This is a genomic window from Kitasatospora atroaurantiaca (assembly GCF_007828955.1).
Taxonomy (GTDB): Bacteria; Actinomycetota; Actinomycetes; order Streptomycetales; family Streptomycetaceae; genus Kitasatospora; species Kitasatospora atroaurantiaca.
Map to the genome: position 1 here is coordinate 2,650,293 of NZ_VIVR01000001.1, position 24,554 is coordinate 2,674,846.

23 protein-coding genes are annotated in these 24,554 nt (G+C 71.3%); 11 read left to right on the forward strand and 12 right to left on the reverse strand.

Annotation, left to right across the window (positions count from 1 at the left end; all coding sequences use genetic code 11):
- Positions 1-109 precede the first annotated feature (109 nt).
- The 4 genes from FB465_RS12230 to glxA all read left to right on the forward strand — a co-directional run bounded on the left by FB465_RS12230 (position 110) and on the right by glxA (position 6,313).
- Positions 110-880 (forward strand): CoA transferase subunit A, encoded by a 771-nt coding sequence (locus tag FB465_RS12230; RefSeq protein ID WP_145790245.1) that lies wholly within the window; start codon positions 110-112, stop codon positions 878-880.
- A 3-nt stretch (positions 881-883) separates the two neighbouring features.
- Entirely contained in the window at positions 884-1,546 is a 663-nt protein-coding gene (locus FB465_RS12235) for a 3-oxoacid CoA-transferase subunit B (RefSeq protein ID WP_145790247.1), read from the forward strand.
- Between the two features lie 960 nt (positions 1,547-2,506).
- Positions 2,507-4,291, forward strand: a complete 1,785-nt coding sequence (locus FB465_RS12240; protein WP_425461246.1) for a glycosyltransferase family 2 protein — start codon at positions 2,507-2,509, stop codon at positions 4,289-4,291.
- A gap of 69 nt (positions 4,292-4,360) precedes the next feature.
- Positions 4,361-6,313 carry a radical copper oxidase GlxA gene (gene glxA, locus FB465_RS12245; RefSeq protein WP_145797293.1) on the forward strand — a complete coding sequence of 651 codons (1,953 nt, stop codon included), beginning with the start codon at positions 4,361-4,363 and terminating at the stop codon, positions 6,311-6,313.
- Positions 6,314-6,352: 39 nt separating this feature from the next.
- On the opposite strand, the gene FB465_RS12250 is transcribed toward glxA, so the two are convergent.
- The 4 genes from FB465_RS12250 to FB465_RS12265 all read right to left on the reverse strand — a co-directional run bounded on the left by FB465_RS12250 (position 6,353) and on the right by FB465_RS12265 (position 10,303).
- Positions 6,353-7,363 carry a glycoside hydrolase family 6 protein gene (locus FB465_RS12250; protein WP_425461166.1) on the reverse strand — a complete coding sequence of 337 codons (1,011 nt, stop codon included), beginning with the start codon at positions 7,361-7,363 and terminating at the stop codon, positions 6,353-6,355.
- 101 nt (positions 7,364-7,464) lie between these two features.
- Positions 7,465-8,178, reverse strand: a complete 714-nt coding sequence (locus tag FB465_RS12255) for a uracil-DNA glycosylase (RefSeq protein WP_211785765.1) — start codon at positions 8,176-8,178, stop codon at positions 7,465-7,467.
- A 99-nt stretch (positions 8,179-8,277) separates the two neighbouring features.
- Positions 8,278-9,414, reverse strand: a complete 1,137-nt coding sequence (locus FB465_RS12260; RefSeq protein WP_145790250.1) for a low temperature requirement protein A — start codon at positions 9,412-9,414, stop codon at positions 8,278-8,280.
- Positions 9,415-9,523: 109 nt separating this feature from the next.
- Entirely contained in the window at positions 9,524-10,303 is a 780-nt protein-coding gene (locus FB465_RS12265) for an HAD-IIA family hydrolase (protein WP_145790252.1), read from the reverse strand.
- 295 nt (positions 10,304-10,598) lie between these two features.
- Here FB465_RS12265 and FB465_RS12270 point away from each other — a divergent pair, with 295 nt between their 5' ends.
- The 4 genes from FB465_RS12270 (at position 10,599) to FB465_RS12285 (ending at position 13,931) form a co-directional block, all read left to right on the forward strand.
- Positions 10,599-11,561, forward strand: coding sequence for a lytic polysaccharide monooxygenase auxiliary activity family 9 protein (locus tag FB465_RS12270; RefSeq protein WP_145790254.1), 963 nt, complete (start codon positions 10,599-10,601; stop codon positions 11,559-11,561).
- A gap of 145 nt (positions 11,562-11,706) precedes the next feature.
- A complete protein-coding gene (locus tag FB465_RS12275) occupies positions 11,707-12,774 on the forward strand; it encodes a Gfo/Idh/MocA family oxidoreductase (RefSeq protein WP_145790256.1) in 1,068 nt (355 codons plus the stop codon).
- Between the two features lie 118 nt (positions 12,775-12,892).
- Entirely contained in the window at positions 12,893-13,186 is a 294-nt protein-coding gene (locus FB465_RS12280; protein WP_145790258.1) for a DUF6412 domain-containing protein, read from the forward strand.
- 67 nt (positions 13,187-13,253) lie between these two features.
- A complete protein-coding gene (locus tag FB465_RS12285; protein WP_145790259.1) occupies positions 13,254-13,931 on the forward strand; it encodes a YidC/Oxa1 family membrane protein insertase in 678 nt (225 codons plus the stop codon).
- Positions 13,932-13,977: 46 nt separating this feature from the next.
- Here the strand turns inward: FB465_RS12285 and FB465_RS12290 are convergent, their stop codons facing one another.
- The 5 genes from FB465_RS12290 to FB465_RS12310 form a co-directional block, all read right to left on the reverse strand.
- A complete protein-coding gene (locus FB465_RS12290) occupies positions 13,978-15,018 on the reverse strand; it encodes an adenosine deaminase (RefSeq protein WP_281292336.1) in 1,041 nt (346 codons plus the stop codon).
- Between the two features lie 43 nt (positions 15,019-15,061).
- Complete coding sequence (locus tag FB465_RS12295; protein WP_246192635.1) at positions 15,062-16,357, reverse strand: DUF445 domain-containing protein; 1,296 nt, start codon at positions 16,355-16,357, stop codon at positions 15,062-15,064.
- A gap of 112 nt (positions 16,358-16,469) precedes the next feature.
- The gene (locus tag FB465_RS12300) at positions 16,470-17,429 is read right to left on the reverse strand and encodes an ABC transporter ATP-binding protein (protein WP_145790263.1); all 960 of its coding nucleotides are present in this window, start codon (positions 17,427-17,429) and stop codon (positions 16,470-16,472) included.
- A 78-nt stretch (positions 17,430-17,507) separates the two neighbouring features.
- A complete protein-coding gene (locus FB465_RS12305) occupies positions 17,508-18,323 on the reverse strand; it encodes an ABC transporter permease (RefSeq protein ID WP_425461168.1) in 816 nt (271 codons plus the stop codon).
- A complete protein-coding gene (locus tag FB465_RS12310; RefSeq protein ID WP_145790264.1) occupies positions 18,316-19,158 on the reverse strand; it encodes an ABC transporter permease in 843 nt (280 codons plus the stop codon). The genes FB465_RS12305 and FB465_RS12310 overlap by 8 nt, the downstream gene beginning before the upstream one ends.
- Before the next feature lie 270 nt (positions 19,159-19,428).
- Between FB465_RS12310 and FB465_RS12315 the strand changes: the two genes are divergently transcribed.
- A complete protein-coding gene (locus FB465_RS12315; protein ID WP_145790266.1) occupies positions 19,429-21,777 on the forward strand; it encodes a transglycosylase domain-containing protein in 2,349 nt (782 codons plus the stop codon).
- On the opposite strand, the gene FB465_RS12320 is transcribed toward FB465_RS12315, so the two are convergent.
- From FB465_RS12320 to FB465_RS12330, 3 genes are all read right to left on the reverse strand, one after another.
- Positions 21,774-22,229: a MarR family winged helix-turn-helix transcriptional regulator gene (locus tag FB465_RS12320; protein ID WP_145790268.1), complete on the reverse strand. Its 456-nt coding sequence runs from the start codon at positions 22,227-22,229 to the stop codon at positions 21,774-21,776. The two genes, FB465_RS12315 and FB465_RS12320, sit on opposite strands and share 4 nt — an antisense overlap.
- Positions 22,230-22,316: 87 nt before the next feature.
- Positions 22,317-22,859 (reverse strand): hypothetical protein, encoded by a 543-nt coding sequence (locus FB465_RS12325; protein WP_145790270.1) that lies wholly within the window; start codon positions 22,857-22,859, stop codon positions 22,317-22,319.
- Between the two features lie 14 nt (positions 22,860-22,873).
- Positions 22,874-23,332: a helix-turn-helix domain-containing protein gene (locus FB465_RS12330; RefSeq protein ID WP_145790271.1), complete on the reverse strand. Its 459-nt coding sequence runs from the start codon at positions 23,330-23,332 to the stop codon at positions 22,874-22,876.
- Positions 23,333-23,614: 282 nt separating this feature from the next.
- On the opposite strand from FB465_RS12330, the gene FB465_RS12335 reads away from it, so the two are divergent.
- The gene (locus FB465_RS12335) at positions 23,615-24,220 is read left to right on the forward strand and encodes an RNA polymerase sigma factor (protein ID WP_170290575.1); all 606 of its coding nucleotides are present in this window, start codon (positions 23,615-23,617) and stop codon (positions 24,218-24,220) included.
- A gap of 70 nt (positions 24,221-24,290) precedes the next feature.
- Entirely contained in the window at positions 24,291-24,551 is a 261-nt protein-coding gene (locus FB465_RS12340) for a hypothetical protein (RefSeq protein WP_145790275.1), read from the forward strand.
- Positions 24,552-24,554: the final 3 nt, after the last annotated feature.

Here is a 24,554-nt window from a genome sequence, read left to right on the forward strand (position 1 = left end):
TCCATACACAGTCGGCCACTCACATGTTTCCCACCGCCATGGAAAGGCCCCCGGGCCCAGGTGAGGGTGGTTCAGCAGCGAGCCCCTCCCCCCTTTTGAGGTGACCCCCTTGGACAAGGTCCTGGACTCCCCCGCCCGCGCGGTCGAGGACATCCCCGACGGTGCGACGCTGGCCGTCGGCGGCTTCGGCCTGTGTGGCATCCCCAGCACCCTGATCGGCGCCCTGGCCGCCGCCGGACCCGACGGACCTGCCGGGCTTCGCGTCGTGTCCAACAACTGCGGCGTGGACGACTGGGGTCTGGGCCTGCTGCTGCGGGCCGGCCGGATCGCCCGGATGACCTCCTCGTACGTCGGCGAGAACAAGGAGTTCGCCCGCCAGTACCTCTCCGGCGAGCTGGAGGTCGAGCTCACGCCTCAGGGCACCCTCGCCGAGCGGCTGCGGGCGGGCGGCGCGGGCATCCCCGCGTTCTTCACCCCCGCCGGTGTCGGCACCCAGGTCGAGGAAGGCGGGCTGCCCTGGCGGTACGCCGCCGACGGGACCGTCGCGCTGGCCTCCCCGGCCAAGGAGGTCCGCGAGTTCGGTGGTCGGCGGTACCTCCTGGAGGAGGCGATCACGGCCGACTTCGCCCTGGTCCGGGCCGAGGTCGCCGACCGCTACGGCAACTGCGTCTTCCATGCCGCCGCGCGGAACTTCAACCCGCTGTGCGCCGCCGCCGGGCGGATCACCGTCGTGGAGGCCGACCGGATCGTCGAGCCGGGCGAGCTCGCCCCGGACGCCGTCCACCTGCCGGGGGTGTACGTCGACCGGGTGGTCGCCGCCGACCCGTCCGACCGCCGCATCGAGCGGCGTACCGTCCGCAGTGCCCCGCAGGAGGTCTGAAGCATGCCGCACGCATCACCGTCCACCCCCACTCCCACCGCCCGCGACCACCTCGCCGCCCGGGCGGCGCGCGAGCTGCAGGACGGCCAGTACGTCAACCTGGGCATCGGCCTGCCCACCCTGATCCCCAGCCACCTCCCGCCCGGCGTCCATGTGGTCCTGCACTCGGAGAACGGCATCCTCGGCGTCGGCCCGTACCCGGACGAAGGTGCCGAGCACCCCGACCTGATCAACGCCGGCAAGGAGACGGTCACGGTCGCCGCCGGCGCCTCGTACTTCGACTCCGCGTTCTCCTTCGGCATGATCCGCGCGGGCCGGATCGATGTGTCGGTCCTCGGCGCGATGCAGGTCTCGGCCCGTGGCGACCTCGCCAACTGGATGATCCCCGGCAAGATGGTGAAGGGCATGGGCGGAGCGATGGACCTGGTGCACGGCGCCCGCCGGCTGATCGTGGTGATGGAGCACACCGCCCGCGACGGTTCACCGAAGATCGTCAACGAGCTCTCCCTCCCCGCCACCGGCCGCGCCGTGGTGCACCGGATCGTCACCGACCTGGCCGTCATCGACGTCACCCCGGACGGCCTCCGCCTCGTCGAGGTAGCCGACGGGCACACCACCGAGGAGGTTCAGGCCGCCACCGAGCCCCAGCTGCTGCTTCCCTCCTGACCGGCAATTGACCGGCAGCCGAGCAGCAACCGACCGGCAACGGCCCCTCGCCACCGAGAGCCGGACACGGCCGGACAGGGCCGGGCCGTCCGTACCAGCGGACGACCCGGCCCTCGCTCGTGACCCCGAATAACGAACACCAGTTCAGCTCAATATCACTGATCGGCCGTGGACCGCTCGGATTCCGCCACATCTTCACCCCCTGGCAGTGATCGTTTCGCGGATCGGTTGCGATCACCGGTGCGGCTGAGGAGAGTTGAGGACCATCGGGGGCCCAATCGACGAAAATCATCCCGCGCGACATTCCCGGCCACGCCCGTGCCCGATGTTACGAGGATGAACAGACGAGCCGGGATATCTGAATCGTGATCAGAGGGCGGGAAGCTGAGGATCTGACGGGAATTGCTTGAATCAGTGACCACTCGGAAACGGCCGTGAATTCGGCGGTTCATCCGACTCCGGCACTGTCTTGATCTGAGATCAGTAGATCTGGGGGGATCGTCGGCGCTGCCATGCGTCGTCGTACACGTCGTGTACATGCGGGGGCATGTGACGTGCACACGAGGGGCCACTGCCCAACGGCGCGCCGGAATGCGGCGTCCGGCGTGGCGCCCTACCGACTCCCCGGCTCATGAGGCCGAGCAGAGGCGGGCCGGAACATCTTGGCCCGCGGGGGGAGTTACCGCCATGGCGAAGGTAGAGGCATTTGCGGAACCGCACGACACGCAGCCCCTGAAGGACCGAACGGAACCGGCAGCCCCCACCGTGCCGCTTCCTCGGATATCGGAATCCGTCCACCCGCTCACCGCCCGAACCTCGCACCCCGAACCCCCCTACGACTACGCATACTTCAGCCGCCTCGCCGGCCCCCTCACCGACCCCGAGCTCGACCCCGAGCTCGACCCCGGCCACCAGCACCAGCACCAGCACCAGCACCAGCACCAGCACGAACCCGACCACGTGCCGGGGCACGAGCCCGAACCGGGGCACGAGCCCGAACCCAAGACCGCCCCCGCCACCACCCCGTACCGCGTCCAGTACCGAAGCCTCCTGCGCAACGAGCCGCACCGAATCCGGGCCGCCCTGCTCCTGATCGCCGCCCCGCTGGTCGAGGCCACGCTCCTCGTCTGGCTGCTGCTCCCCGGCCACTGGCCGGTGCGCCCGGGCGAGACCCACCCCTGGCTGCTCGTCGGCGACAAGGTGATGATCGGGATCATCGCCCTGATCGAGGTCTTCCGCCTGCTCAACGTGGTCTCCAACGCCCACGCGACCCTGGTCGCCCGCGACCCGGTCCCGGTCGTACCGGAGACCGGCACCCGGGTCGCGTTCATCACCACCTGCGTCCCGGGCAAGGAGCCTGCGGAGATGGTCAGGGCCACCCTCACCGCGGCCCTCGCCGTCCGCCATGCCGGCCCGTACGACGTCTGGCTGCTGGACGAGGGCGACGACCCCGGGATGAGACTGCTCTGTGCCGAACTCGGCGTCCGCCACTTCAGCCGCCACGGCGTCGAGCGCTGGAACCAGCCCAAGGGCCGCTACCGGGCCAGAACCAAGCACGGCAACTACAACAGCTGGCTCGAGGCCCACGGTGACGACTACGACTACTGGGTCTCCGTGGACACCGATCACGTCCCGCTCCCCGAGTTCTGCGAGCGGATGCTCGGTTACTTCCGCGACCCGGACGTCGCCTTCGTGGTCGGCCCGCAGGTCTACGGCAACTACAGCAGCTCGGGTTCCGCCGTCACCAAGTTCTCCGAGAGCCAGCAGTTCCTCTTCCACGCCCTGATCCAGCGGGCCGGCAACCGCTACGGCGCCCCGATGTTCGTCGGCACCAACAACGCCGTACGGATCAAGGCGCTGCAGTCCATAGGCGGCCTATACGACTCGATAACCGAGGACATGGCCACCGGCCTGGAGTTCCACCGCCGCCGCAACGCCGCCACCGGCGCCCGCTGGAAGTCCGTCTACACCCCGGACGTCCTGGCCGTCGGCGAGGGCCCGTCCTCCTGGACGGACTTCTTCTCGCAGCAGCTGCGCTGGAGCCGTGGCACGTACGAGACCATCCTCACCCAGTACTGGCGGGCGGCCTGGCGGCTGACCCCGGGCCGGCTGCTCAACTACACGCTGATGGTGTGCTTCTACCCGATGGCGGCGCTCACCTGGCTGCTCGGCGGCGTCTCCAGCGTGCTCTACTTGGGCTTCGGCGCCTCCGGCGTGCACGTCTCCTCGGAGATCTGGATGATGCTGTACAGCGACGCCGCCGCCCTCCAGGTGCTCCTCTACACCTGGAACCGCAAGCACAACGTGAGCCCGCACGAGCCGGCCGGTTCCTCGGGTGTGGCGGGCATGGTGATGTCCGCGCTGTGCGGGCCGATCTACGCGGCCTCCTTCCTGCAGGCCGTTCTGCGCCGCAAGAGCCGCTTCGTGGTGACCCCGAAGGGCGACTCGGCCAGCCCGGACCGCCTCGCCACCTTCCGCCTCCACCTGATCTGGGTGCTGGTCTTCGCCGGTGCGGTCACCGCCTCCTTCTTCACCGGCAACGACCATGTGGCGATGCGCAGCTGGGCCTGCATCGCGCTGTTCTTCAGCGCCCTGCCCCTGTTCGTCCGGGCAGCCGACCGCCTCCGCCGTCGCCGCAGCCCCGGCCCCGGCCACAGCCACAGCCACAGCCCCGGCCCCGGCCCCGGCCCCGGCCACAGCCACAGCCACAGCCACAGCCACAGCCACAGCAGCAACGTCAACTGACGTAGAGCCAGAAGCAATTGCATGGCCAGGGGGGCCGCCACCATGAAGTTCCGCACGAAGACCCGGATAATGACCCGGACAACGACCCGGCTGAAGGCCCGCAATGCCGGCCGGACCCGCCGCTTCGCCATGGGCAGCACCGTCGTACTGGTCGTCACGAGCATGAACGCACCGGCCGTACTCGGCTTCGCCGGTCGGCAGTACCACCACTACGTGATCAACCAGCCCGGCTACAAGGCGGAGTACGGTCACTGGCAGACCGTCAGTTTCCCGGCCCAGTTCCGGATCAACGCCATCCACGCCACGCTGCTGCGCACTGGAAAGATCCTCATCATCGCGGGCTCGGGCAACGACCGGCGCAGCTTCGACGCCAACACCTTCAAGAGCCTGCTCTGGGACCCGGTCAGGAACAGCTACAAGCTCGTCCCGACCCCGGAGGACATGTTCTGCGGCGGCCACACCGCCCTCCCCGACGGCCGGATCCTGGTGGCCGGCGGCACGCTCCGCTACGAGGCCCTGAACGGCTCGGTCAAGAAGGCCGCCGGCACCATGCGCGTCCGCAACGAGAACCCGGACGCCCCGCACACCTTCCCCAAGGGCACGGTCTTCACCGCCCCGGACGGCCGCGAGTACGCCACCACGGCCGAGGTCACCGTGCCCGCCGCGACGAAGCGGACGACCGCCGCCACGACCACCGTCACCGCGGGCGAGCAGCACGTCTTCGTCGAGGCCGTCGCCCCCGGGAACGCCTACGTCGACCAGGGCCCGGCCCAGTACACCGTCAAGGGCCTGACCGGCGCCGACGCCCGCAACCTCTACGGCATGGGCGAGCGGATGACACTGGACAAGCAGGACTTCCAGGGGATCCGCAGCGCGTACGAGTTCAACCCGGACACCGAACTCTACGAGCGGGTACCGGACATGGCGTACGCCCGCTGGTACCCGACCCTCACCGGGCTGAGCGACGGGAAGGTGGTCACCGTCTCCGGCCTCGACGACACCGGCCAGATCCTCACCGGCAACGACAACGAGCTGTACGACCCGGCCACCCACAGCTGGGCCAAGGCGCCGGACCGGTACTTTCCCACCTACCCGTCGCTCTTCCTGACCGCCTCCGGCAAGCTCTTCTACTCCGGTTCCAACGCGGGGTACGGCCCGGCCGACAAGGGGCGTGCGCCCGGGCTGTGGGATCTCAGGGACAACAGCTTCCAGGCGGTCGGCGGGCTGCGCGACGCGGACCAGCTGGAGACCTCGTCATCGGTCCTGCTGCCGCCCGCCCAGGCCCAGAAGGTCATGGTGCTCGGCGGCGGCGGGGTCGGGGAGTCCCCGGCCTCCACCGCCCGCACCGGCATCGCCGACCTGACGAAGGCCCAGCCCAGCTTCGCCCCCGGACCGGATCTGCCGGCCGGCGGCACCCGGTATCTCAACAGCGTGATCCTGCCGGACGACACCGTCTTCACCACCGGCGGCTCACGTGACTACCGGGGCAAGCACCACAGCGACCTGCTGAAGGCCCAGACCTACCACCCGGACACCAACACCTTCACCGTCGCCGCCGAGCCGACCGTCGGCCGGGACTACCACTCGGAGGCGCTGCTGCTTCCCGACGGCCGGGTGGTGGTGCTCGGCTCCAACCCGCTCTTCGCCGACAAGGCCGACACCGAGCCGGCCACCTTCGAGCAGCGGATCGAGATCTACAACCCGCCGTACCTGTTCCGCGGCGACCGCCCCGAGCTCACGGCGGCCCCCGGCCGCGCCGCTCTCGGCAGCATCATCACCGTCGCCACCCCGGACCCCGCCGCGATAGCCAACGCCAAACTGATCAGGCCGAGTTCGGTCACCCACGCCACGGACGTCGAGCAGCGGTCGGTCGCCCTCGACATCACGGCCCGCACCGCAGGCGGCCTCTCCCTCGCCCTTCCCGGCAACCCCAATCTGCTGCCACCGGGCTGGTACATGCTCTTCGCCACCGACCACAACGGCACACCCTCCGTCGCCCACTGGATCCAGGTGACGGCCTGATCCGGGTGACGGCCTGATCCAGCTGAGGAGACAACCGCCTCAGCGGCCCGCCCGCGCCAACCCCAGCGCGTACGGGAGCCAGAACTCGCCCGCCCTCGGTTCGCCGCGCCCGCAGTCGCCGTCCGACTCACCGGGGCTCTTCACCCACAGGTACGCATCCACCCCGGGTCGGCCGGTGGCCGTGCTCGGGGCCTCGCCCAGGGCCCGACCGGCCGGGTTGCACCACTCCTTGTCGCCCAGCGGGCCGTTGCCGTTGCGGCTGGTGTCGATCACGAAGTGCTTGCCGCCGAGCGCTTCGGACAGCCGAGCAGCGAAGGCCGAACTCTGCTCGGTCGTATAGAAGTTGGACACGTTGACCGCGAAGCCGTCCGCCTCCCCGACACCGGACTTCCGCAGCACGTCGGCCAGCAGATCAGGGTCCTTGACCCACCCCGCGTTGCCCGCGTCGACGTACACCCGCACCTTCGGGTGCTTCTTCAACTCCCGTACGGCGTACGACAGCAGCTCGTACCGCTCGGCCGCGGCCGACGGTGTCACCCCACAGCCGTCCAGGGTGTGCGCGACGGCGTCCGGCTCCAGCACCAGCCAGGCGGCGCGGTCGGCCAGCCCGGCGGCGAGTTCGCCGATCCAGGCCCGGTACGCCGCGCCGTCGGCGGCCCCTCCCGCCGAGAACTGGCCGCAGTCGCGGTGCGGAATGTCGTACGCGACCAGCAGCGCCGTCCGGCCCGCCGCGGTGGCCCGCAGGGTGAGCTCCTCGGCCCTGGCGCGTGCGTCCGGCCCGCCCAGCCACAGTGCGGACGGCTGGGCGGTGATCCGGGCCAGGGCCGCCGCGTCGGCGCCCTTGAGCTTCGTCACCTGCCGGGCGGCGGCGGTCTGGTCCGAGACGTAGAAGGTCTGGTCGACCGGCTGCTCCGGAACTGCCGCCCGGTCCGCGGTCGGTGCCGAATCCGGGTCGGCTCTGGAGGCCCCGCCCTCGCACCCCGCCGCCGAACCGATCGCCAGGCTCACCAGCCCGGCCACCGCCACCCCTCGCCACAGCCGGCGCACCAAACCCGCCCCTCCCCCACCATCGCGGTCGGCACCCAGCTTCGCACACGAGTGCCGACCGCGAGACCCCCCGGAAGACCTGACCCTCAGTCAGTGCAAGGCGTTCACACGGACTTCAGGTCCGGCACCCGCCAGTCGATCGGCTCGGAGCCGAAGCCCTCCAGCGCCTCGTTGATCTGCGAGAACGGCTTGCTCCCGAAGAAGAGCTTGGCCGACAGCGGCGACGGGTGCGCGCCCTGCACCACCACGTGGCGCGAGGTGTCGATCAGCGGCAGCTTCTTCTTGGCGTAGTTGCCCCAGAGCACGAAGACGCAGGGCTCCTCACGGTCGCTGACCGCCTTGATCACCGCGTCGGTGAACTTCTCCCAGCCCTTGCCCTTGTGCGAGTTGGCCTCGTGCGCGCGGACCGTGAGCACCGCGTTGAGCAGCAGCACGCCCTGCTCGGCCCAGTGCATCAGGTAGCCGTTGTCGGGCGTGGGAACGCCCAGGTCGGCGTGCAGCTCCTTGAACATGTTCCGCAGCGAGGGCGGGGTCTTCACCCCGGGCAGCACCGAGAAGCTCATGCCGTGCGCCTGGCCGTCGTCGTGGTACGGGTCCTGGCCGAGCACCAGCACCCGCACGCCGTGGTACGGCGTCGCGGCCAGCGCCGAGAACTCCTGACCGCTCGGCGGGAAGACCTGGTGCTCCGCCCGCTGCGCGGCCACGAAGGCCGTCAGCTCGGCGAAGTACGGCTTCTCCAGCTCCCCCGCCAGCGCCTCGCGCCAGGACTCCGGCACCTCGAACTCGGTACCCACGGCCACCTCAGCCAGCTCTGTCACGACTCAACCTCCCACCGGGCGGCGGCACGCACCGCCTGTCCTCTTCCACCCCGAACGCTACACAGCCCCACCGACAGTCCACGCCGACAGTCCACCCCGTCAGGCCAGCTCGGGCGCCACACACCGCGGATCCTCCTCCCCGGTCCGCGCCTGCGCCCGCCGCACCCGTACGTGCTCCAGCCAGTTGAGCCCGAGCAGCACCGCCGCCAGCGCCACCAGCGCGCCGATCGCCGGCAGCCGGACCATCAGCGGCAGCAGGACGAGCACCACCGCGGCGGCCGCCAGCCGGGTCGGGGACACCATCCGGAACATCACCCAGCGGGTGTAGCTGAAGCTCAGCAGGTACAGCGCGCAGCCCCCGTACAGCAGTCCGAGCGTGCCCGCCCCGAGGGCGAGGCCCGGCTGCGCGACCGTCTCGCCGAAGCCCACGGCGACCGTGATCACCCCGGCGATGAGCGCGAGATGCCCGTACGAGAAGACCCGCCGGATCACGTCCCGCCGCGAGTCGGCCGTCTCGACCGCGAAGCGCATCGCGTCCGCCGCGAAGCCGAAGTAGAGCCACCAGAGCGCGCAGGAGATCACGAACGCCGTTGCCACCGAGGCGAGTTCGAGCGGGCCGAGGCGGGCCCCCGCCACCGGTGCGCCGATGCCGACGATCGACTCGCCGAGTGCGACCAGCAGGAAGAGGCCGAACCGCTCGGGCAGGTGGCCCGGGTGGTAGTCCACCTTGGCCAGCCGCCGCCGGAACACCACCGGTGCGGACAGGTCGCAGAGCGCCGCGAGCGCCCACAGCGCCACCCTGGGGCCCCCGTCGATCAGCCCGCCCGCCAGCAGCAGCGGCCCGCTGACAGCCGCGCCGACCCCGTACGGCCCGCGCCACGCCCCCGGGACGCGGAGCACCATGGCCAACAGCACCACCCGAGCGAGCCAGTACGCACCGCCGTAGAGCACCCCGCGCCCGCCGTCCGCCCCTGGGATCGCCAGCGCCATGCACAGGCCGCCGAGCCCGACCGCGAAGATGCCGATCCGGTCCCGCGGGTTGTCCACGTCCCGGATGTTGGCCTGCACGGTCGTCCCCACCCAGCACCAGTACACCGGGACGAAGACGACCAGCGCCCGGCCGACCCCCGCCCAGTCGTGGTGGTGGTGCAGCAGCGCCGACACCTGCGTGATCGCGAACACGAACACCAGGTCGAAGTACAGCTCCGCCCAGGTGACCCGCTTCTCCTCCGCCATGCGATCCCCCTCGCAACGGACGGACCCCGCCCCCTCGGTGTTCGAGGAGGCGGGGCCGACGACAGACGACTTTCCGGACGCCGGACGACTTCCCGGGACGAGCCGGTTCCTAGATGAGCTCGATCAGGTCGGCGATGGACTTGACCACCCGGGTCGGCCGGTACGGGTAGCGCTCGACGTCATCCGCCTCGGTCAGACCGGTGAGGACCAGGACGGTCTCCATACCGGCCTCCATGCCCGCGACGATGTCGGTGTCCATCCGGTCGCCGATCATCACGGCGCTCTCCGAGTGCGCACCCGCGGTGTTCAGCGCCTCGCGCATCATCAGCGGGTTGGGCTTGCCGACGAAGTACGGCTCGACGCCCGTCGCCTTGGTGATCAGCGCCGCGACCGAACCGGTGGCCGGCAGCACGCCCTCGGGGGACGGGCCGGTCTCGTCCGGGTTGGTGCAGATGAAGCGGGCGCCCGCGTTGATGAGGCGGATCGCCTTGGTCAGTGCCTCGAAGCTGTAGGTGCGGGTCTCGCCGAGCACCACGTAGTCCGGGTTGTTGTCGGTCAGCACGTAGCCGGCCTGGTAGAGCGCGGTGGTGAGCCCCGCCTCCCCGATGACGTACGCGGTGCCGTTGGGCCGCTGGCCCTTGAGGAACTTGGCGGTGGCCAGGGCGGAGGTCCAGATGCACTCCTCCGGCACCTCCAGACCCATACCGGCCAGGCGGGCGCTGAGGTCCCGGGGGGTGTAGATGGAGTTGTTGGTGAGCACCAGGAACGGCTTGCCGGACTCCCGCAGGCGGCGGAGGAACTCCTCCGCGCCCGGGATCGGCGTGCCCTCGTGAATGAGGACGCCGTCCATGTCGGTCAGCCAGGACTCGATGGGCTTGCGCTCTGCCACGTGCGTGTCTCCCGAAGTCGTGCGGTGGTCGTACTTGACGTGCTGCCCCACCGCCCGGGGCCTCCGGTCGGCCCGCCCCTGCGATGTGGGGTCCAACTGGCTGCCCCAACGGCCACAGCCTAATCCGCACACCTGCCCGACGGCAGCACGTCCCGCCCACCGGACGGGGGCCCGTCCTGTCTCAAGGCTTCCTTAAGCCGCCCCTAACCGCACTGATGAACCGTCAACAGCGGCGGTCCACCCGGCTAGCGTGCGGTGCACACCCCCTCACGGCCACCTCCCAGGAGCCCCCGCCATGTCCGCTCGCCGCCTCGCCTCCGCCACCCTCGTCCTCGCCACCTGCACCCTGGCCGGCGCCCTCGGGTCCGGAAAGGCGTACGCGCACGGCTCGATGCAGAACCCGCTCAGCCGGGTGGAGGGCTGCTACCTGGAGGGCGCGGAACACCCGAAGTCGGCCGCCTGCAAGGCGGCGGTCGCGCTGGGCGGCACGGCGGCGCTGTACGACTGGATGAGCCTGCGGATCGGCGACGCGGCGGGCCGCCACCGCGAGCTGATCCCGGACGGCAAGCTGTGCAGCGCAGGCCAGGACATGTACCGGGGCATGGACCTGCCGCGCGCCGACTGGCCGGCCACCAGCCTCACCTCGGGTGCCGACTTCACCTTCCGCTTCCGGGCCACCGCTCCGCACCGGGGCACCTTCCGGCTGTTCATCACCAACTCCACCTACGACCCGACCAAGCCGCTGACCTGGGCGAACCTGGAGCCCCAGCCCTTCGTCACGGTCACCGACCCTCAGCTGGCGGACGGTCAGTACGTGCTCCCCGGCAAGATCCCGGCGGGCAAGAAGGGCCGTCAGCTGATCTACGCGATCTGGCAGCGCTCGGACAGCCCGGAGGCCTTCTACTCCTGCTCCGACGTGGTCTTCGACGGCACCGGCAGCACCGCCGGATCGGCGCCCGTACCGTCCGCCGACCCGAGCGCACACCACTCGCACCCGGCGACCGCGACCCCCACCGCAGCAGCACCGGCCACCACCGCGGCAGCAGCACCCGCCACCCCGACGGCCGACGCCACCACCCCACTCCGACAGACCCTCCAGGCAGCCCCCGTCGCCCGGAGCCTCGCCCAGACCGGCACCGGCCGCTCCACCGCACTACTCACCGCCATCGGCGCCGCGTTCGTCCTGGCGGGCAGTGTCGTCGCCGTCCTGCACCGCCGTCGCCGCGCGTCCTGCCCTCCGGCCTCCGGGCGCTCCTGACCCGGTGCCAACGCTCCTCGCTCCGGCACTCCCTCCTTCGTCGGTCGCTTGTCGCTCGTCACTTTCGACACCGGCGCGCCCTCCGGCTCGATGCGCCCACGCGCGCTGAAGCCGCGCCTCGGCACGGCCGTGATTGAGTAGGGGCATGAGCACCGCGCCCCGACCCCCGTTCCGTGTCGGCCTCATCGGCTACGGCCTGGCCGGCTCCGCCTTCCACGCCCCGCTGATCGCCACCACCCCCGGACTGCAGCTGGACGCGGTGGTCACCGCCAACCCCGACCGCCGCGCCCAGCTGCACCGGGAGCACCCGGGCGCCCGCGCGCTCGACACCCCCGAGCAGCTGCTGGCCGAGGCCGAGACGCTCGACCTGGTCGTCATCGCCTCCCCCAACCGCACCCACGTCCCGCTCGCCCGCGCCTCGCTCACCGCCGGGCTGGCCACCGTGGTCGACAAGCCGCTCGCCGCCACCGCCGCCGAGGCGCGGGCGCTCTGCGAGCTCGCCGAGAAGACCGGCACCCTGCTCTCGGTCTTCCAGAACCGGCGCTGGGACGGCGACTTCCTGACGGCACGTCGCCTGGTCACCGAGGGGGCGCTGGGCCGGGTGCACCGCTTCGAGTCCCGTTTCGAGCGCTTCCGCCCCAAGCCCAAGGCGGGCTGGCGCGAGCTGGCCGACCCGGCCGAGGTCGGCGGCACCCTCTACGACCTCGGCAGCCACCTGGTCGACCAGGCGCTCACCCTCTTCGGCCGGGTGGAGTCGGTGTACGCGGAGATCGACATTCGCCGCGACGGGGCCGTGGTCGACGACGACGCCTTCCTCGCCCTCACCCACGCCTCCGGCGTCCGCTCGCACCTGTGGACCAGCGCACTGGCCCCGCTCGGCGGCCCGCGTCTGCGCGTCCTCGGCGACGCGGCCGGCTACGTCAAGTACGGCATGGACCCGCAGGAAGCCGACCTCCGCGCGGGCAAGCGCCCGGGCGACGGCCCCTGGGGCGCCGACGACCCCGCCCAGTACGGCACCCTCGGCACCGACGAGTCGTCCGCCACCGTCCCCACCGACCCGGGCGACTACCCCGTCTACTACGCGGGCATCGCCGCCGCCCTCGCCACCGGCACCCCGCCCCCCGTCGACCCCCGCGACGCCGTCGCCACCCTCGCCGTCCTGGAAGCCGCCCACGACTCCGCCGCCACCGGCAGCATCGCCCACCTCTCCTGAGCCCACCCCGCCTGGGCCGGCCCGCAGAATCGCCCTACCGGAGTGCCACCACGCCCCGTACCATCGGCAGCGAACCGTCAGCACTGAACCGTCAGCCCGAACCCGAGGAGGTTCCGCCGTGCCGCTCATCGCCGCGCTGCTCGGTCTGCTCCGGGTGCTGACGGGCGACCTGCTGGTCGGGTCCGCCGGGCTGACCGCCGTCGCGGCCGCCGCGGCCCTGGTGCTGCTGGCCGGCGTGGTCGCCGGCACGCTGGCGACCGCCCGGCTGCTCGGGGCGCGGGCCCCCGCCGTCGTACGGGACGGGGCGCTGCGGCGTCGCGCGTTCCGCACCGCCTTCCTCCCGCAACGTGATCCGGACGCCCGGGGCCGCCGTCGCCCCAGGGCACCGGGCGCGGCCCTGGCGGCCGCGTAACACCCCATCAGCGTGGCCGTCCTCCGCCGACATCTCTTCCACGAGACCCCGGAGGGCTCGCTTCACCATGTCCGTTCTCGGTCTGCTCGACCCCGCCGTCCGCCTGGCCCACGACGCTGTGTCCGGCCTGGCCCAGCTGTTCCCCACCGCGCTCGCAATCGTCCTGTTCACCGTCTGCGTACGGCTGGCGCTGCACCCCCTCGCCCGGGCCGCCGCGCGCGGCGAGAAGTCCCGGCTGAGGCTGGCCCCGCAGGTCGCCGAACTGAACCGCAAGCACAAGGGCAAGCCGGAGAAGCTCCAGGCCGCGCTGGCCGAGCTCTACCGGACCGAGAAGGCCTCGCCCTTCGCAGGCTGCCTGCCGATGCTGGTCCAGATCCCGTTCTTCTCGGTGATGTACCGCCTCTTCACCACCCCGAACGACCTGCTCGGCCACACCGTTCTCGGCGTCCCGCTCGGTCTGCACGTCAACGCCGCCCACGGCCCGGCCCAGCTGATGGTCTTCGGCGCCCTCTACGCGGCGCTCGCCGCGGTCGGGTACGTCACCTTCCGCCGCGCCCGCCGCACCACCGTCACCGCGCCGGGCGCGAGCTTCACCCCGTACCTCGCCTTCGGCACGGTCCTGTTCGCCGCCCTCGTCCCCCTCGCCGCGGGCTTCTACCTGCTCACCACCACCGCCTGGACCGCCGCCGAGCGCGCCTGGCTGCACCGCGAGACGCCGGCGCCCGCGCTCGCCGTGGCCGCATAGCCGCACCGGGGCCCCACCGTTGACGGTGGGGCCCCGGCACCCGCTCTCAGCCCTTGTCCCAGCCCGCCAGGTAGGTGTCGATCTCGCCGACGATCCGGGCCTTGCCGGCCGCGTCGAGGAAGGAGGCCTCGACCGCGTTCTTGGCCAGGGCGGCCACGCCGGTCTCGTCCAGGTCGAGCAGGCGGGCGGCGACGGCGTACTCGGTGTTGAGGTCGGTGCCGAACATCGGCGGGTCGTCGCTGTTGACGGTGACCAGCAGGCCGGCGTCGACCATCTGCCGGATCGGGTGGTCCTCGATCCGCTCGACCGCGCGGGTGGCGATGTTGGAGGTGGGGCAGACCTCCAGCGGGATGCGGTGCTCGCCGAGCCAGTCGACCAGCGAGGGATCCTTGACGGCCTGGGTGCCGTGGCCGATCCGCTCGGCACCCAGGACGCGCAGCGCGTCCCAGACAGTCTCGGGCCCGGTGGTCTCGCCGGCGTGCGGGACGCTGTGCAGGCCGATCGCCCGGGCCCGGTCGAAGTACGGCTTGAACTGCGGGCGCGGCACGCCGATCTCCGGGCCGCCGAGGCCGAAGCTGACCAGACCCTCCGGCGCCAGGTCCACCGCGAGGCGGGCGGTCTCCTCGGCGGCGGCCAGACCGGCCTCGCCGGGGATGTCGAAGCACCAGCGCAGCACGACGCCGAGGTCCTTCTCGGCGGACTTCCGGGCGTCCTCGATCGCCTCCATGAAGGCGACGTCCGGGATGCCCCGGCTGACCGACGAGTACGGCGTCACCGTCAGCTCCGCGTAGCGGATCTGCTGGCGGGCCATGTCCTCGGCCACGCCGTAGGTGAGGGCACGCACGTCCTCGGCGTCGCGGATCAGGTCCACCACGCTCAGGTAGACCTCGATGAAGTGCGCGAAGTCGGTGAAGGTGAAGTACTCGGCGAGCGCCTCCGGGTCGGCCGGCACCTTCGACTGCCCGGCGTGCCGGGCGGCCAGCTCGGCCACGACCCGAGGGGACGCCGAACCGACGTGATGGACGTGCAGCTCCGCCTTCGGCATCCCGGCGATGAACGCCTCGATCCCGCTCTTGCCACCAGCCACGGCGTTGCTCCTTATCAACTCGCGTAGACCAAGCATCGTAGTGCTAACCGCCGAACGCCACCGCCACCGTGTGGATCAGCAGCCCGGCGAGTGCACCCACCACCGTGCCGTTGATCCGGATGAACTGCAGGTCGCGCCCGACGTTGGCCTCGATCTTCCGTGAGGCGTCGTCCGCGTCCCAGCCGGCCACCGTCTCCGAGATCAGCGCGGTGATCTCCTCACGGTAGGTCTCCACCACGTACTGGGCGGCGTCCTGCAGCCAGCCGTCGGTCTTGGCCTGCAGCCGCTCGTCGGTCGCGAGCCGCCGGCCGAAGGACCGCAGGCCGTCCCGGATCCGGCGGCGCAGCTCGCTGTCCTCGTCCTCGGCTGCGTCGAGCACCAGCGAGCGGACGGCGGCCCACGAGGAGGCGATCAGGTCCTGCACCTCGGCGCGGGCCAGCAGGTCCGCCTTGGCGCGCTCGACCCGGGCGATGGTCTCCGGGTCCTGCTGCAGCTCGGTGGCGAAGTCGGCGAGGAAGTTGTCGACGGCGCCACGGGCGGGGTGCTCGGGGTCGTCACGGATGTCGGTGACGAAGCGCATCAGCTCCTTGTAGACCCGCTCGCCGACCTGCTGGTCGACGAACCTGGGCGTCCAGGCCGGGGTCTTCTGGGTGACCCGGTCGACGACCTCCTGGTGGTGCTCCGTCAGCCAGCCGTGCACCCGTACGGCGATCAGATCGACCACCCCGTGGTGCCCGCCGTCGGCGACCACCTTGCCGAGCAGCCGTCCGGCGGGTTCGGCGACCGAGGTGGCGGCGGCGCGCCGGGTGACGGCCTCGCCGACCACGGCCTGGATGTCCTCGTCCCGCAGTACGGCGAGCACCCCGCGCAGCGCCGCGGCCGCCTCGGTGGTGACCCGGTCGGCGTTGCCCGGCGCGGCCAGCCACTCGCCGAGCCGCCGGGCGACGCCGATCGAGGCGAGCCGACCGCGCACCACGGGCGCGGACAGGAAGTTGTCGCCGACGAAGTCGCCGAGCGACTTGCCGAAGGCGTCCTTCTTGGTCGGGATGATCGCGGTGTGCGGGATGGGCAGGCCGAGCGGGCGGCGGAACAGCGCGGTGACGGCGAACCAGTCCGCCAGCGCACCGACCATCCCCGCCTCGGCCGCCGCCGCGACGTACCCCGCCCAGGCGCCCGCGCCCGCGGAGCCTGCCCAGGTGGCCAGCGCGAAGACCACGGTCGCGGCTGCCAGGAACCCCGTCGCGATCGTCTTCATCCGCCGGACGCCGCGGCGCTTCTCCTCGTCGGCCGCGGTGAAGCTGACCCCGGAGGCCGGTCGGACCTTCTCATCAACGCTCACCCCGACAGTCTGCCCCGCCGCCCGTCGGTACGGGATCAATCCGGGTCGAACTCACGACGCCGTCAGCAGTTGAGGCAGCGGGCCGACCCGATTGCCTACTGACGGAGCCCTCTCAGCCGATGGCCACCTCCGCGTACATCCGGGCGATGACGTCCTCGATCGCGGGCTCCCGGACCGACAGGTCGACCAGCGGGTAGCGGTCGGCCACCGCCGCGACGATCGGCGCCGCGCTCTGCTGGGCGGGGAAGGCCAGCCACTGCCGCGGGCCCTCGACCTTGACCACCCTCGCCCCCGGGACCGCGATGGCGGGCCTGGCCTCGGCGAGGTCGACGACCAGGGTGCGCTCGCTCTCCCCCGCAGCGTGCAGCCCGTCCAGGCCGCCGTCGTACACCACCCGGCCGTGGTCGATCACCATCACCCGGCCGCAGAGCTGCTCGATGTCGGTCAGGTCGTGGGTGGTGAGCAGCACGGTGGTGCCCTGCTGGGTGTTGACCTCGCGCAGGAACTCCCGGACGCGGCCCTTGCTGACCACGTCGAGTCCGATGGTCGGCTCGTCCAGGTAGAGCACCTGCGGGTCGTGCAGCAGCGCTGCGGCGAGGTCGCCGCGCATCCGCTGGCCGAGTGAGAGCTGGCGGACGGGGGTGTCCAACAGGGCGGCCAGGTCGAGGAGTTCGACGCAGCGGTCGAGATTGGCCCGGTAGCGGGCGTCCGGGATGCGGTAGATCCTGCGCGCCAGTTCGTACGAGTCGCGCAGCGGCAGGTCCCACCACAGGGTGGTGCGCTGGCCGAAGACCACGCCGATCCGCTGGGCGAGCCGGGTGCGCTCGCGGGCCGGGTCGACGCCGGCCACGCGTAGGCGGCCGCTGCTGGGGACGAGGATGCCGGTGAGCATCTTGATGGTGGTGGACTTGCCGGCGCCGTTGGGGCCGATGTAGCCGACGCACTCCCCTGCGTCGACGGTGAAGCTCAGCCCGTCCACGGCGCGGACCTCGCGTTTCTCGCGCCGCAGCCGCCCGGCTTTCGCCCGGACGGTGAAGGTGCGGCGGACGTCCTGGAGTTCGATCAGTGCCATCTGCGGTTCTCCCTCGACTTCGACTTCAACTTCGGCTTCGACTTCGACTTCGACTTCGGTTCGACTTCGGTGCGTTGGTCAGCTGCCGGTGCCCCGGTACGCGCGCAGCCCGGCCCGCCAGGCGTACCCGGCGGCGAGTACGCAGAGCGCGGCGGCCAGGGGCGAGGCGTACTGGAAAGCGGTGGGCAGGCCGATGGGGTCGGGCTTGCCGAGGATGTGCAGGGCGGGCAGCCAGTTGACGAAGGCCAGGGGCACGCCGAAGACCACGCCGGCGACCAGCTCCTTGGCGAAGATCGTCGGCGGGTAGTGCAGCAGGGTGGCGCCGCCGTAGGTGAAGGAGTTCTGCAGTTCCTTGGCCTCGCCCCACCAGAACTGCAGGGTGGCGCCGCCGATGAAGATGGCGGAGAAGATGACGGTGCCGCAGATCAACAGCACGGGCACCAGCAGCACCCGGTCGGCGGTCCAGTCGGCCGGCAGGGCGGTCAGCGACCAGGCCAGGATGACGACCGCCTGGATCGGGCGGCCGAGCCGGCGCAAGGAGAAGCGTTCGGCGCAGAGTTGGGCAAGCGCCGGGGCGGGCCGGATCAGCACGGTGTCCAGGGTGCCGGTACGGATCCGGTCGCCGAGCGCGTCGATGCTGCCGACCAGCAGGTTGGCCGTGCCGAGGGCGAAGGCCGAGGTGCCGTACAGGAAGCCGATTTCGGGCAGACTCCAGCCGCCCAGCCGGTCGGTGTGCTGGAACATCAGGACCAGGACCACGAAGTCCAGCGAGGTGATCGCGAGGTTGGCGCCCAGCATGAGGGCGAAGGAGGCCCGGTAGGACATGATCGAGCGCGTCCACATACCCGCGATCAGCCACCAGGACCGCAGCGACCAGCGCAGGTTCTCAACCACCCTGGACCACCACCTTCCTGGTGGCGAGCAGCTGGGCGGCCCGTCCGGCCGCGAGCAGCAGCACCGCCCAGACGACCTGGAAGGCGAGCCCGCTCAGTACCGCGCCGCCGGTACGGCGCTCCAGGAAGAGGTCGGTCGGGATCTGGATCAGCGCCGCCCACGGCAGTACGGGTGCGATCTGGCCCAGCCACCCGGGGAAGAGGCTGATCGGCAGCAGCATCCCGGAGAAGAACATCGCCACCACCAGCATCACGGACCGGATGCCCTCGGAGTCGTGCAGCCAGAAGCCGGTGAGCGAGACCAGGAAGCGCAGCCCGAAGCTGACCACCACGGCGAGCAGCACGGAGAGCAGGAAGACCGCCCAGACGTACGGGCTGCGCGGCAGGCGCGTGTGGAAGACCAGCGCGCCGGCGAGGGTCGGCACCACGCCCCTGGCGAGCAGGTGGAAGCCGGCCCGGCCGAGGTCGGTGGCCAGCCACCAGCCCTGGAAGTCGACCGGGCGGTAGAGGTCGACGGCGATGTCGCCGCTGCGGAAGCGTTCCTGGACGTCGTCCTGGAAGCCGCCGCCCCAGACCGCGACGGTGACCAGCAGGGACTGGCTGACCCAGATGTAGGTGACGGCCTGGGAGGTGTCGTAGCCGCCCAGGCCGGGCCGGGCCTGCCAGAGTGCGAGGAAGGTGTAGGCGAGGATGAAGCCGAAGACCGTGTTGGTGAATGCGCCGGCGAGGGTCGCGGCCCGGTAGGTGGAGTAGCGCCGGAAGGCACCTCGGGCGATCGCGAGGTAGAGGTGCGCGGTGTCCTGCCAAGGGGGCCTGAGCTGCAGATCTGTCACCATATTGTCTCCTTGTCGACTTATTGCGACGCATTCCTGGGCACCTCCGCACCCGCACACGGGCAGGCCCGACCAGCTCCGACCGGCGGACCCCCGGGGGTCCCGGGGGTGGCGGGCGGAGCTGAGAGCTCTTGGTGCGCTATGCGGTTGTCACCTTTCACCGTAGCGTCGACGATCACCCGGCGCAGCCGTTTTTCCGGCCGGGCGCCGACCCGCGCTCCTCTCGGTCCGAAGAACCCTCTGATTCCAGTTCAAATCGCACATAATCGCCGCATGAGCCAGGAGCCGCCGGACCAACAGCCCACGACCGAGGGCATCTCCTTCCACGCCCTAGGCCCGGGCGGCGCCCTCGAGTCGGAGGACCGCGCCGATGGCTCCCGCCACGACCGTCGCACCCGCCACCGCTCCAAGCGCGAGGCCCGCAGAACCCGCCGCCGGGCAAGGCCCTGGTGGCGCCGGGCCGTTCCGACCTGGCGGATGCTGGTCGGCGGCCTGCTCGGCCTGCTCCTGCTCGGGTTCGCCGCCTTCGTGACGCTCTATCTGATCGTCCCCGTGCCCGACGCCAACGCCCATGCGAAGGCGCAGACCAACGTCTACTACTACGCGGACGGCACCACCGAACTGGCCCGCACCGGCTCCGTGAACCGCGAGGACGTGCCGATCGACCAGATCCCGGTGGACACCCAGCACGCCGCCGTCTCCGCAGAGGACCGCACCTTCTACCAGAACAAGGGAGTCGACCTGAAGGGCATGGCCCGCGCCGCCTGGAACAGCGCGACCGGCAAGGGCCTCCAGGGCGGCTCGACCATCACCCAGCAGTACGTCAAGAACTACTACCTGACCCAGGACCAGACCTACGTCCGCAAGGTCAAGGAGCTCTTCATCGCCCTCAAGGTCGACCAGCAGGAGACCAAGGACGAGATCCTGGCCGGCTACCTCAACACCAGCTACTTCGGCCGCAACGCCTACGGCATCCAGACCGCCGCCAACGCCTACTACGGCGTCGACGTCTCCCGGCTGACCCTCGCCCAGGGCGCCTACCTGGCCGCCCTGCTCCAGGCCCCCAGCGCGTACGACGTCAAGGCTCCATCGGCTACCGCCGGCACCCCCACCAACCGCGACAAGGCCGTCGCCCGCTGGAACTACGTCCTGGACGGCATGGTCTCGCTGGGCTTCCTGGACGCCGCCACCCGCGCCTCGCTGACCTTCCCCGAGCCGATCGACCCGCAGCCCACCAAGGGCCTCAGCGGGCAGGCCGGCTACCTGGTCGACATCGCCGACGACTACCTGGCGAGCACCGGCGTGCTCGACGCGGCGACCCTCAAGGCCGGCGGATGGAAGATCACCACCACCTTCGACAAGAGCAAGCAGGACGCCTTCGTCGCCGCGGTGAAGGACGAGCTCACCTCCGAGCTGGACCCGGGCTCGCGCCCGGACTCCGACACCGACGTCCGGGTCTCCGGCGCCTCGATCGAACCCGGCACCGGCAAGATCCTCGCGGTCTACGGCGGCCCGGACTACGCCGTCCAGCCGTTCAACGACGCCCTGCGCCAGGACAACCAGGTCGGCTCCACCTTCAAGCCGATCGACCTGGCCGCCGGTATCGAGGGCGAGCGCACCACCCGGGACGGCCGCCCGATCACCACCCAGACCGTCTACGACGGCACCAGCCGCCGCGCGGTGGTCGGCGGGCCCACCGCGTACGCGCCGCCGAACGAGGACGACATCAACTACGGTCCCATCACGCTGCGTTACGCGATGATGAAGTCCGTCAACTCGGTGTACGCCCAGGAGGGCGTGGACGCCGGGCTCGCCGAGGTCCGGCAGACCGCGGTCAGGCTGGGCATCCCCGACAGCGTCCCCGGTATGGACCCGGCCAACACCTCGATGACGCTCGGCACCGCCACCCCCAGCGCACTCAACCTCGCCGCCGTGTACGCCGCCCTCGCCAACCACGGCCAGGCGTACGCCCCCTGGGCGGTGCTCAAGCTGGAGAAGCCCGGCGCCGAGGACATCCCTGGCCTGCCGGGCCACCCCGCGAGAAGCGCCCTCGGCCGGGGCACCGCCGACGCCGTCACCGATGTCCTCCAGGACGTCGTCAGCCCGAACGGCACCGGCGCCCGGGCGCTCGGGCTCGGCCGCCCGGCGGCCGGCAAGACCGGCACCACGGACAACAACAGATCTGCCTGGTTCGCCGGCTACACACCCGAACTCGCCACCGCGGTCGGCCTGTTCCGGGAGAACCCGAGGACCCACGCCAAGGAGTCCCTGGCGGGGACGGCGGGCTTCTCCCGGATCAACGGCGGCGCCTTCCCCACCGCGATCTGGACGGCCTACATGCGCAGCGCCCTGAGCGGCAGTGCCGTGCAGCGCTTCGACCTGGAGCCCAGCCGGGGCAACACCCGGCCCACCGAACCGCCCTCTCCCGCCGCCTCCCCCACGCCCACTCCGTCCTCCTCCACCGCCCCGACCCCCTCCCCCGTGCCGTCCCCGAGCTCCTCGCCCACGCCCTCCCCGACGCCGTCCACCACCCCGTCGGAGAGCACCGGCACAACGGCGCCGCAGTCCCCCGAGGCCTCCGGCACCCCGAGCCCCGGCGCCGCGGCCGGCTCCAGCCCCTAGACGAAATCGGCGTTGCCCCCGACGTTGCCGATCATCCGTCGCAGCACCTTGACCACACGGACGTAGTCCTCGTCGCTGACGCCGTCATGGATCTGCGCCCGGATTCCGGGGAGCAGCTTCATCACCCGGTCCCGCAGCTCGGCGCCCGGATCGGTCAGCCGGAGCCGCCCCTCGCCGTCCAGGCTGAGCAGTTCCCGGCCGAGCAGCTCGTCGACGGCGGGCTCCAGGGCCGACGCGTCCACGTACGGCCGGATCCGCCGCATCAGCGTCACCAGCCCCTCGCGGGTCAGGCCGGTTCCGCTCACCCCCACCTGATAGAGCGTCCACCAGTGGCGCTGGGTGACACCCAGCTCCCCCATCCTGTCGTTGATGTACCGGATGACCGCCGCGTTGGCGGCGCCGCTCCAGTAGCCGATCGGCTGTACCGCCAGTTCGGCGTCGGTGAACTCCATGGTCTCGCCCTCCCTGTGAATCCGGTTGACGAGCCCACGCTAGAAGTTCAAGCGGACTTGAGGTCAAGGGGCGGCAGTGCCGGTCCGTCAGAGCTTCTGCCGGGTGGCGCCTGGGGACCTGGACGCGGCGGCCCGGGGTGCGAGGTCCCGGCGGTCCCGACGGTCTCGGGGGCCGAAGACGTCGGCGCCCATCTGCATGGCCTCCTGCACCAGGGCGTTCCACTCGGTCGAGAGCTCGGCGAGTTCGGCCCTGGCGGTGGCGGTGGCCACGTGGGCCTGCACAAGCTCTCGGCGGGTGGCGTCGAGGAGGCCGGTCAGCTGCTGGATCCTCGCGTCGCTCTCCCGCCGCTCCCGCGTGTACCGCTGCTGCCAGAAGACGAGTTCAGAGGTGAGGCGGGCTTGCTGCGCCGCGGCTTCGGCCAGGTGGTGCTGCACCCGCGCGTCGGTCTCGCCGATCCAGCCGCGAACCCGGGCCAGTGCCAGTTCGGCGGCGGCGAGCACCGCGAGCGCCAGCCCGATCAGGACGGGGGCCCATCGGCCGTCGTACAGGCCGACGGCTATCAGCGCGGCACCCGTGACGGCGACGGCCACCCTCAGCGCGGCAGTCGTCGCGGGCAGACATCCGGCCATGTCTCGCCTCACCCCTATCGCTGTGCTGCACTCCCCTCCTGCTGCTCGGGCTCGGCCTCCCGCTGCAGGCTGATCGCCTGAGCGATGTCGGCGAGGAGGATCTTGCGAACCATGGGGTTGGTGATGCCCCATGCGTCTGCTGCTTCCTCAGGGGTGATGGGCTGTGAGCGTACTCGTTCCGACAGATCATTGGCGGATTCTGCGGAGATGACACCGCCGCGTACCAGGAGTTCGTGAAGGTCGAGATGGACGGCCCGGGCGATCCGCTCGAACTGCGAGGGCCTCGGCAGGGTCTCACCCCTCAGCATTCGCCCGACCGCAGACGCACTCATGCCGGTGTCCCTGGCGAGGGCGACGCGTCCGCCCGATCCAGGCCTGAGGTCGTAGCCCGCACGTTGGGCCGCCTCGTGGACGACCGCCCCGAACCGCTCGGCCGGCGTACTCGACTCCCGGGTGTTGTCTGTGGTCCCCATGCCTCGCAGGCTATCGCGTGTGCATGCCGGACAGCCCCGGCTTGCACGCGTGCACGCACGTGATGTGCGAGGACCCGGACAATCACCGCAGGCCAGCGACTTCCGGTCACACCCAAGCCCCGCCGAACCGAACATAATTGGCACATGCCACCGCTTGCACGCATGCACCGGTATGGCTATCTTTGCGTGCACGCCAGCTAGCTTGCACGCATGCAAGATCGCGCGTGTGTGTGCAGGTTCAGCTTCGGTCGCATCAACCCCCACCGACACCGAGGCAGCCGTATGAGCGACGAGCCGATTGAACGCGCGGACCGACCGGAGTGCACGGACCGACCGGACGGTGGCGAGGGAGCGGGCCTGCCGCCGCTGATCGAGGCGGCGCAGGCCGGGGACACGGGGGCCTGGTCCGAGTTGTACCGGCTCTACCACCGCAAGGTGGTCATGTTCCTGGTCCGCCGGACCGGGGACTGGTCGCTCGCGGAGGACCTCGCCCAGGACACCTTCCTGCGGGCGATGAACTGCATCGGCGGCTTCCGGTGGACCGGGAAGGACATCGGGGCCTGGCTGCTCACGATCGCCCGGAACCTGCTGTTCGACCACAACAAGCGCAGGTCGACCAGGCTGGAGACCACGGTGGCCGCACCGGCCGACACCGACTCCGGGGTCTGCGTGGAGGACGCCGTCCTCGCCGGGGCCGACGCGGCCCGGGTCTGCGCCGCGCTGGCCACGCTCACCGAGCTCCAGCGCGCGGCGGTCCAGCTCCGCTACTGGGGCGGGCTGACCTCTCAGGAGGTCGCCGACTGCACCGGCCTGCGGGTGGGCGCGGTCAAGACCCTCACCTACCGCGCCCGGGTCAGGCTGCGCCAGGCCCTCGCGACCGCCGCCTAGACCTGGACCCTGTACCGGACCGGACCGGACCGGAAAGTCAGTCAACTCATCAGCGAGGGAAGGGACAACTGTGATCACGACGAGGCGTTGGCGCGGCGTCCACCGCCGGACTTCCGCATCCTGGGCCGCCCTGGCCACCGAACTCCAGACCCTCCGCGAGACCACGGTCGAGCAGCGGCTCCGGCTCGCCGCCGCCGACGACCTGATCGCGTGTCTGAGCGCCGAGCGCGAGGTGCTGCTGAACACCGTCCTGGAGCTCGAGGCCCTGCAGGTGCGCATTCCCGCCCAGGAGTTCAGCAAGGGTGTCCGCGCCGCGCGGCAGGTGGAGTGACCG

Excerpts from the sequence above, each read along its gene's own strand:
- FB465_RS12330 (WP_145790271.1), bottom strand. The coding sequence starts at position 23,332 with ATGGGGACCACAGACAACACCCGGGAGTCGAGTACGCCGGCCGAGCGG.
- FB465_RS12285 (WP_145790259.1), top strand. The coding sequence starts at position 13,254 with ATGTCCGTTCTCGGTCTGCTCGACCCCGCCGTCCGCCTGGCCCACGAC.
- FB465_RS12320 (WP_145790268.1), bottom strand. The coding sequence starts at position 22,229 with ATGGAGTTCACCGACGCCGAACTGGCGGTACAGCCGATCGGCTACTGG.
- FB465_RS12300 (WP_145790263.1), bottom strand. The coding sequence starts at position 17,429 with ATGGCACTGATCGAACTCCAGGACGTCCGCCGCACCTTCACCGTCCGG.
- FB465_RS12310 (WP_145790264.1), bottom strand. The coding sequence starts at position 19,158 with ATGGTGACAGATCTGCAGCTCAGGCCCCCTTGGCAGGACACCGCGCAC.
- FB465_RS12235 (WP_145790247.1), top strand. The coding sequence starts at position 884 with ATGCCGCACGCATCACCGTCCACCCCCACTCCCACCGCCCGCGACCAC.
- FB465_RS12275 (WP_145790256.1), top strand. The coding sequence starts at position 11,707 with ATGAGCACCGCGCCCCGACCCCCGTTCCGTGTCGGCCTCATCGGCTAC.
- glxA (WP_145797293.1), top strand. The coding sequence starts at position 4,361 with ATGACCCGGACAACGACCCGGCTGAAGGCCCGCAATGCCGGCCGGACC.
- FB465_RS12315 (WP_145790266.1), top strand. The coding sequence starts at position 19,429 with ATGAGCCAGGAGCCGCCGGACCAACAGCCCACGACCGAGGGCATCTCC.
- FB465_RS12325 (WP_145790270.1), bottom strand. The coding sequence starts at position 22,859 with ATGGCCGGATGTCTGCCCGCGACGACTGCCGCGCTGAGGGTGGCCGTC.
- FB465_RS12335 (WP_170290575.1), top strand. The coding sequence starts at position 23,615 with ATGAGCGACGAGCCGATTGAACGCGCGGACCGACCGGAGTGCACGGAC.
- FB465_RS12270 (WP_145790254.1), top strand. The coding sequence starts at position 10,599 with ATGTCCGCTCGCCGCCTCGCCTCCGCCACCCTCGTCCTCGCCACCTGC.
- FB465_RS12260 (WP_145790250.1), bottom strand. The coding sequence starts at position 9,414 with ATGGCGGAGGAGAAGCGGGTCACCTGGGCGGAGCTGTACTTCGACCTG.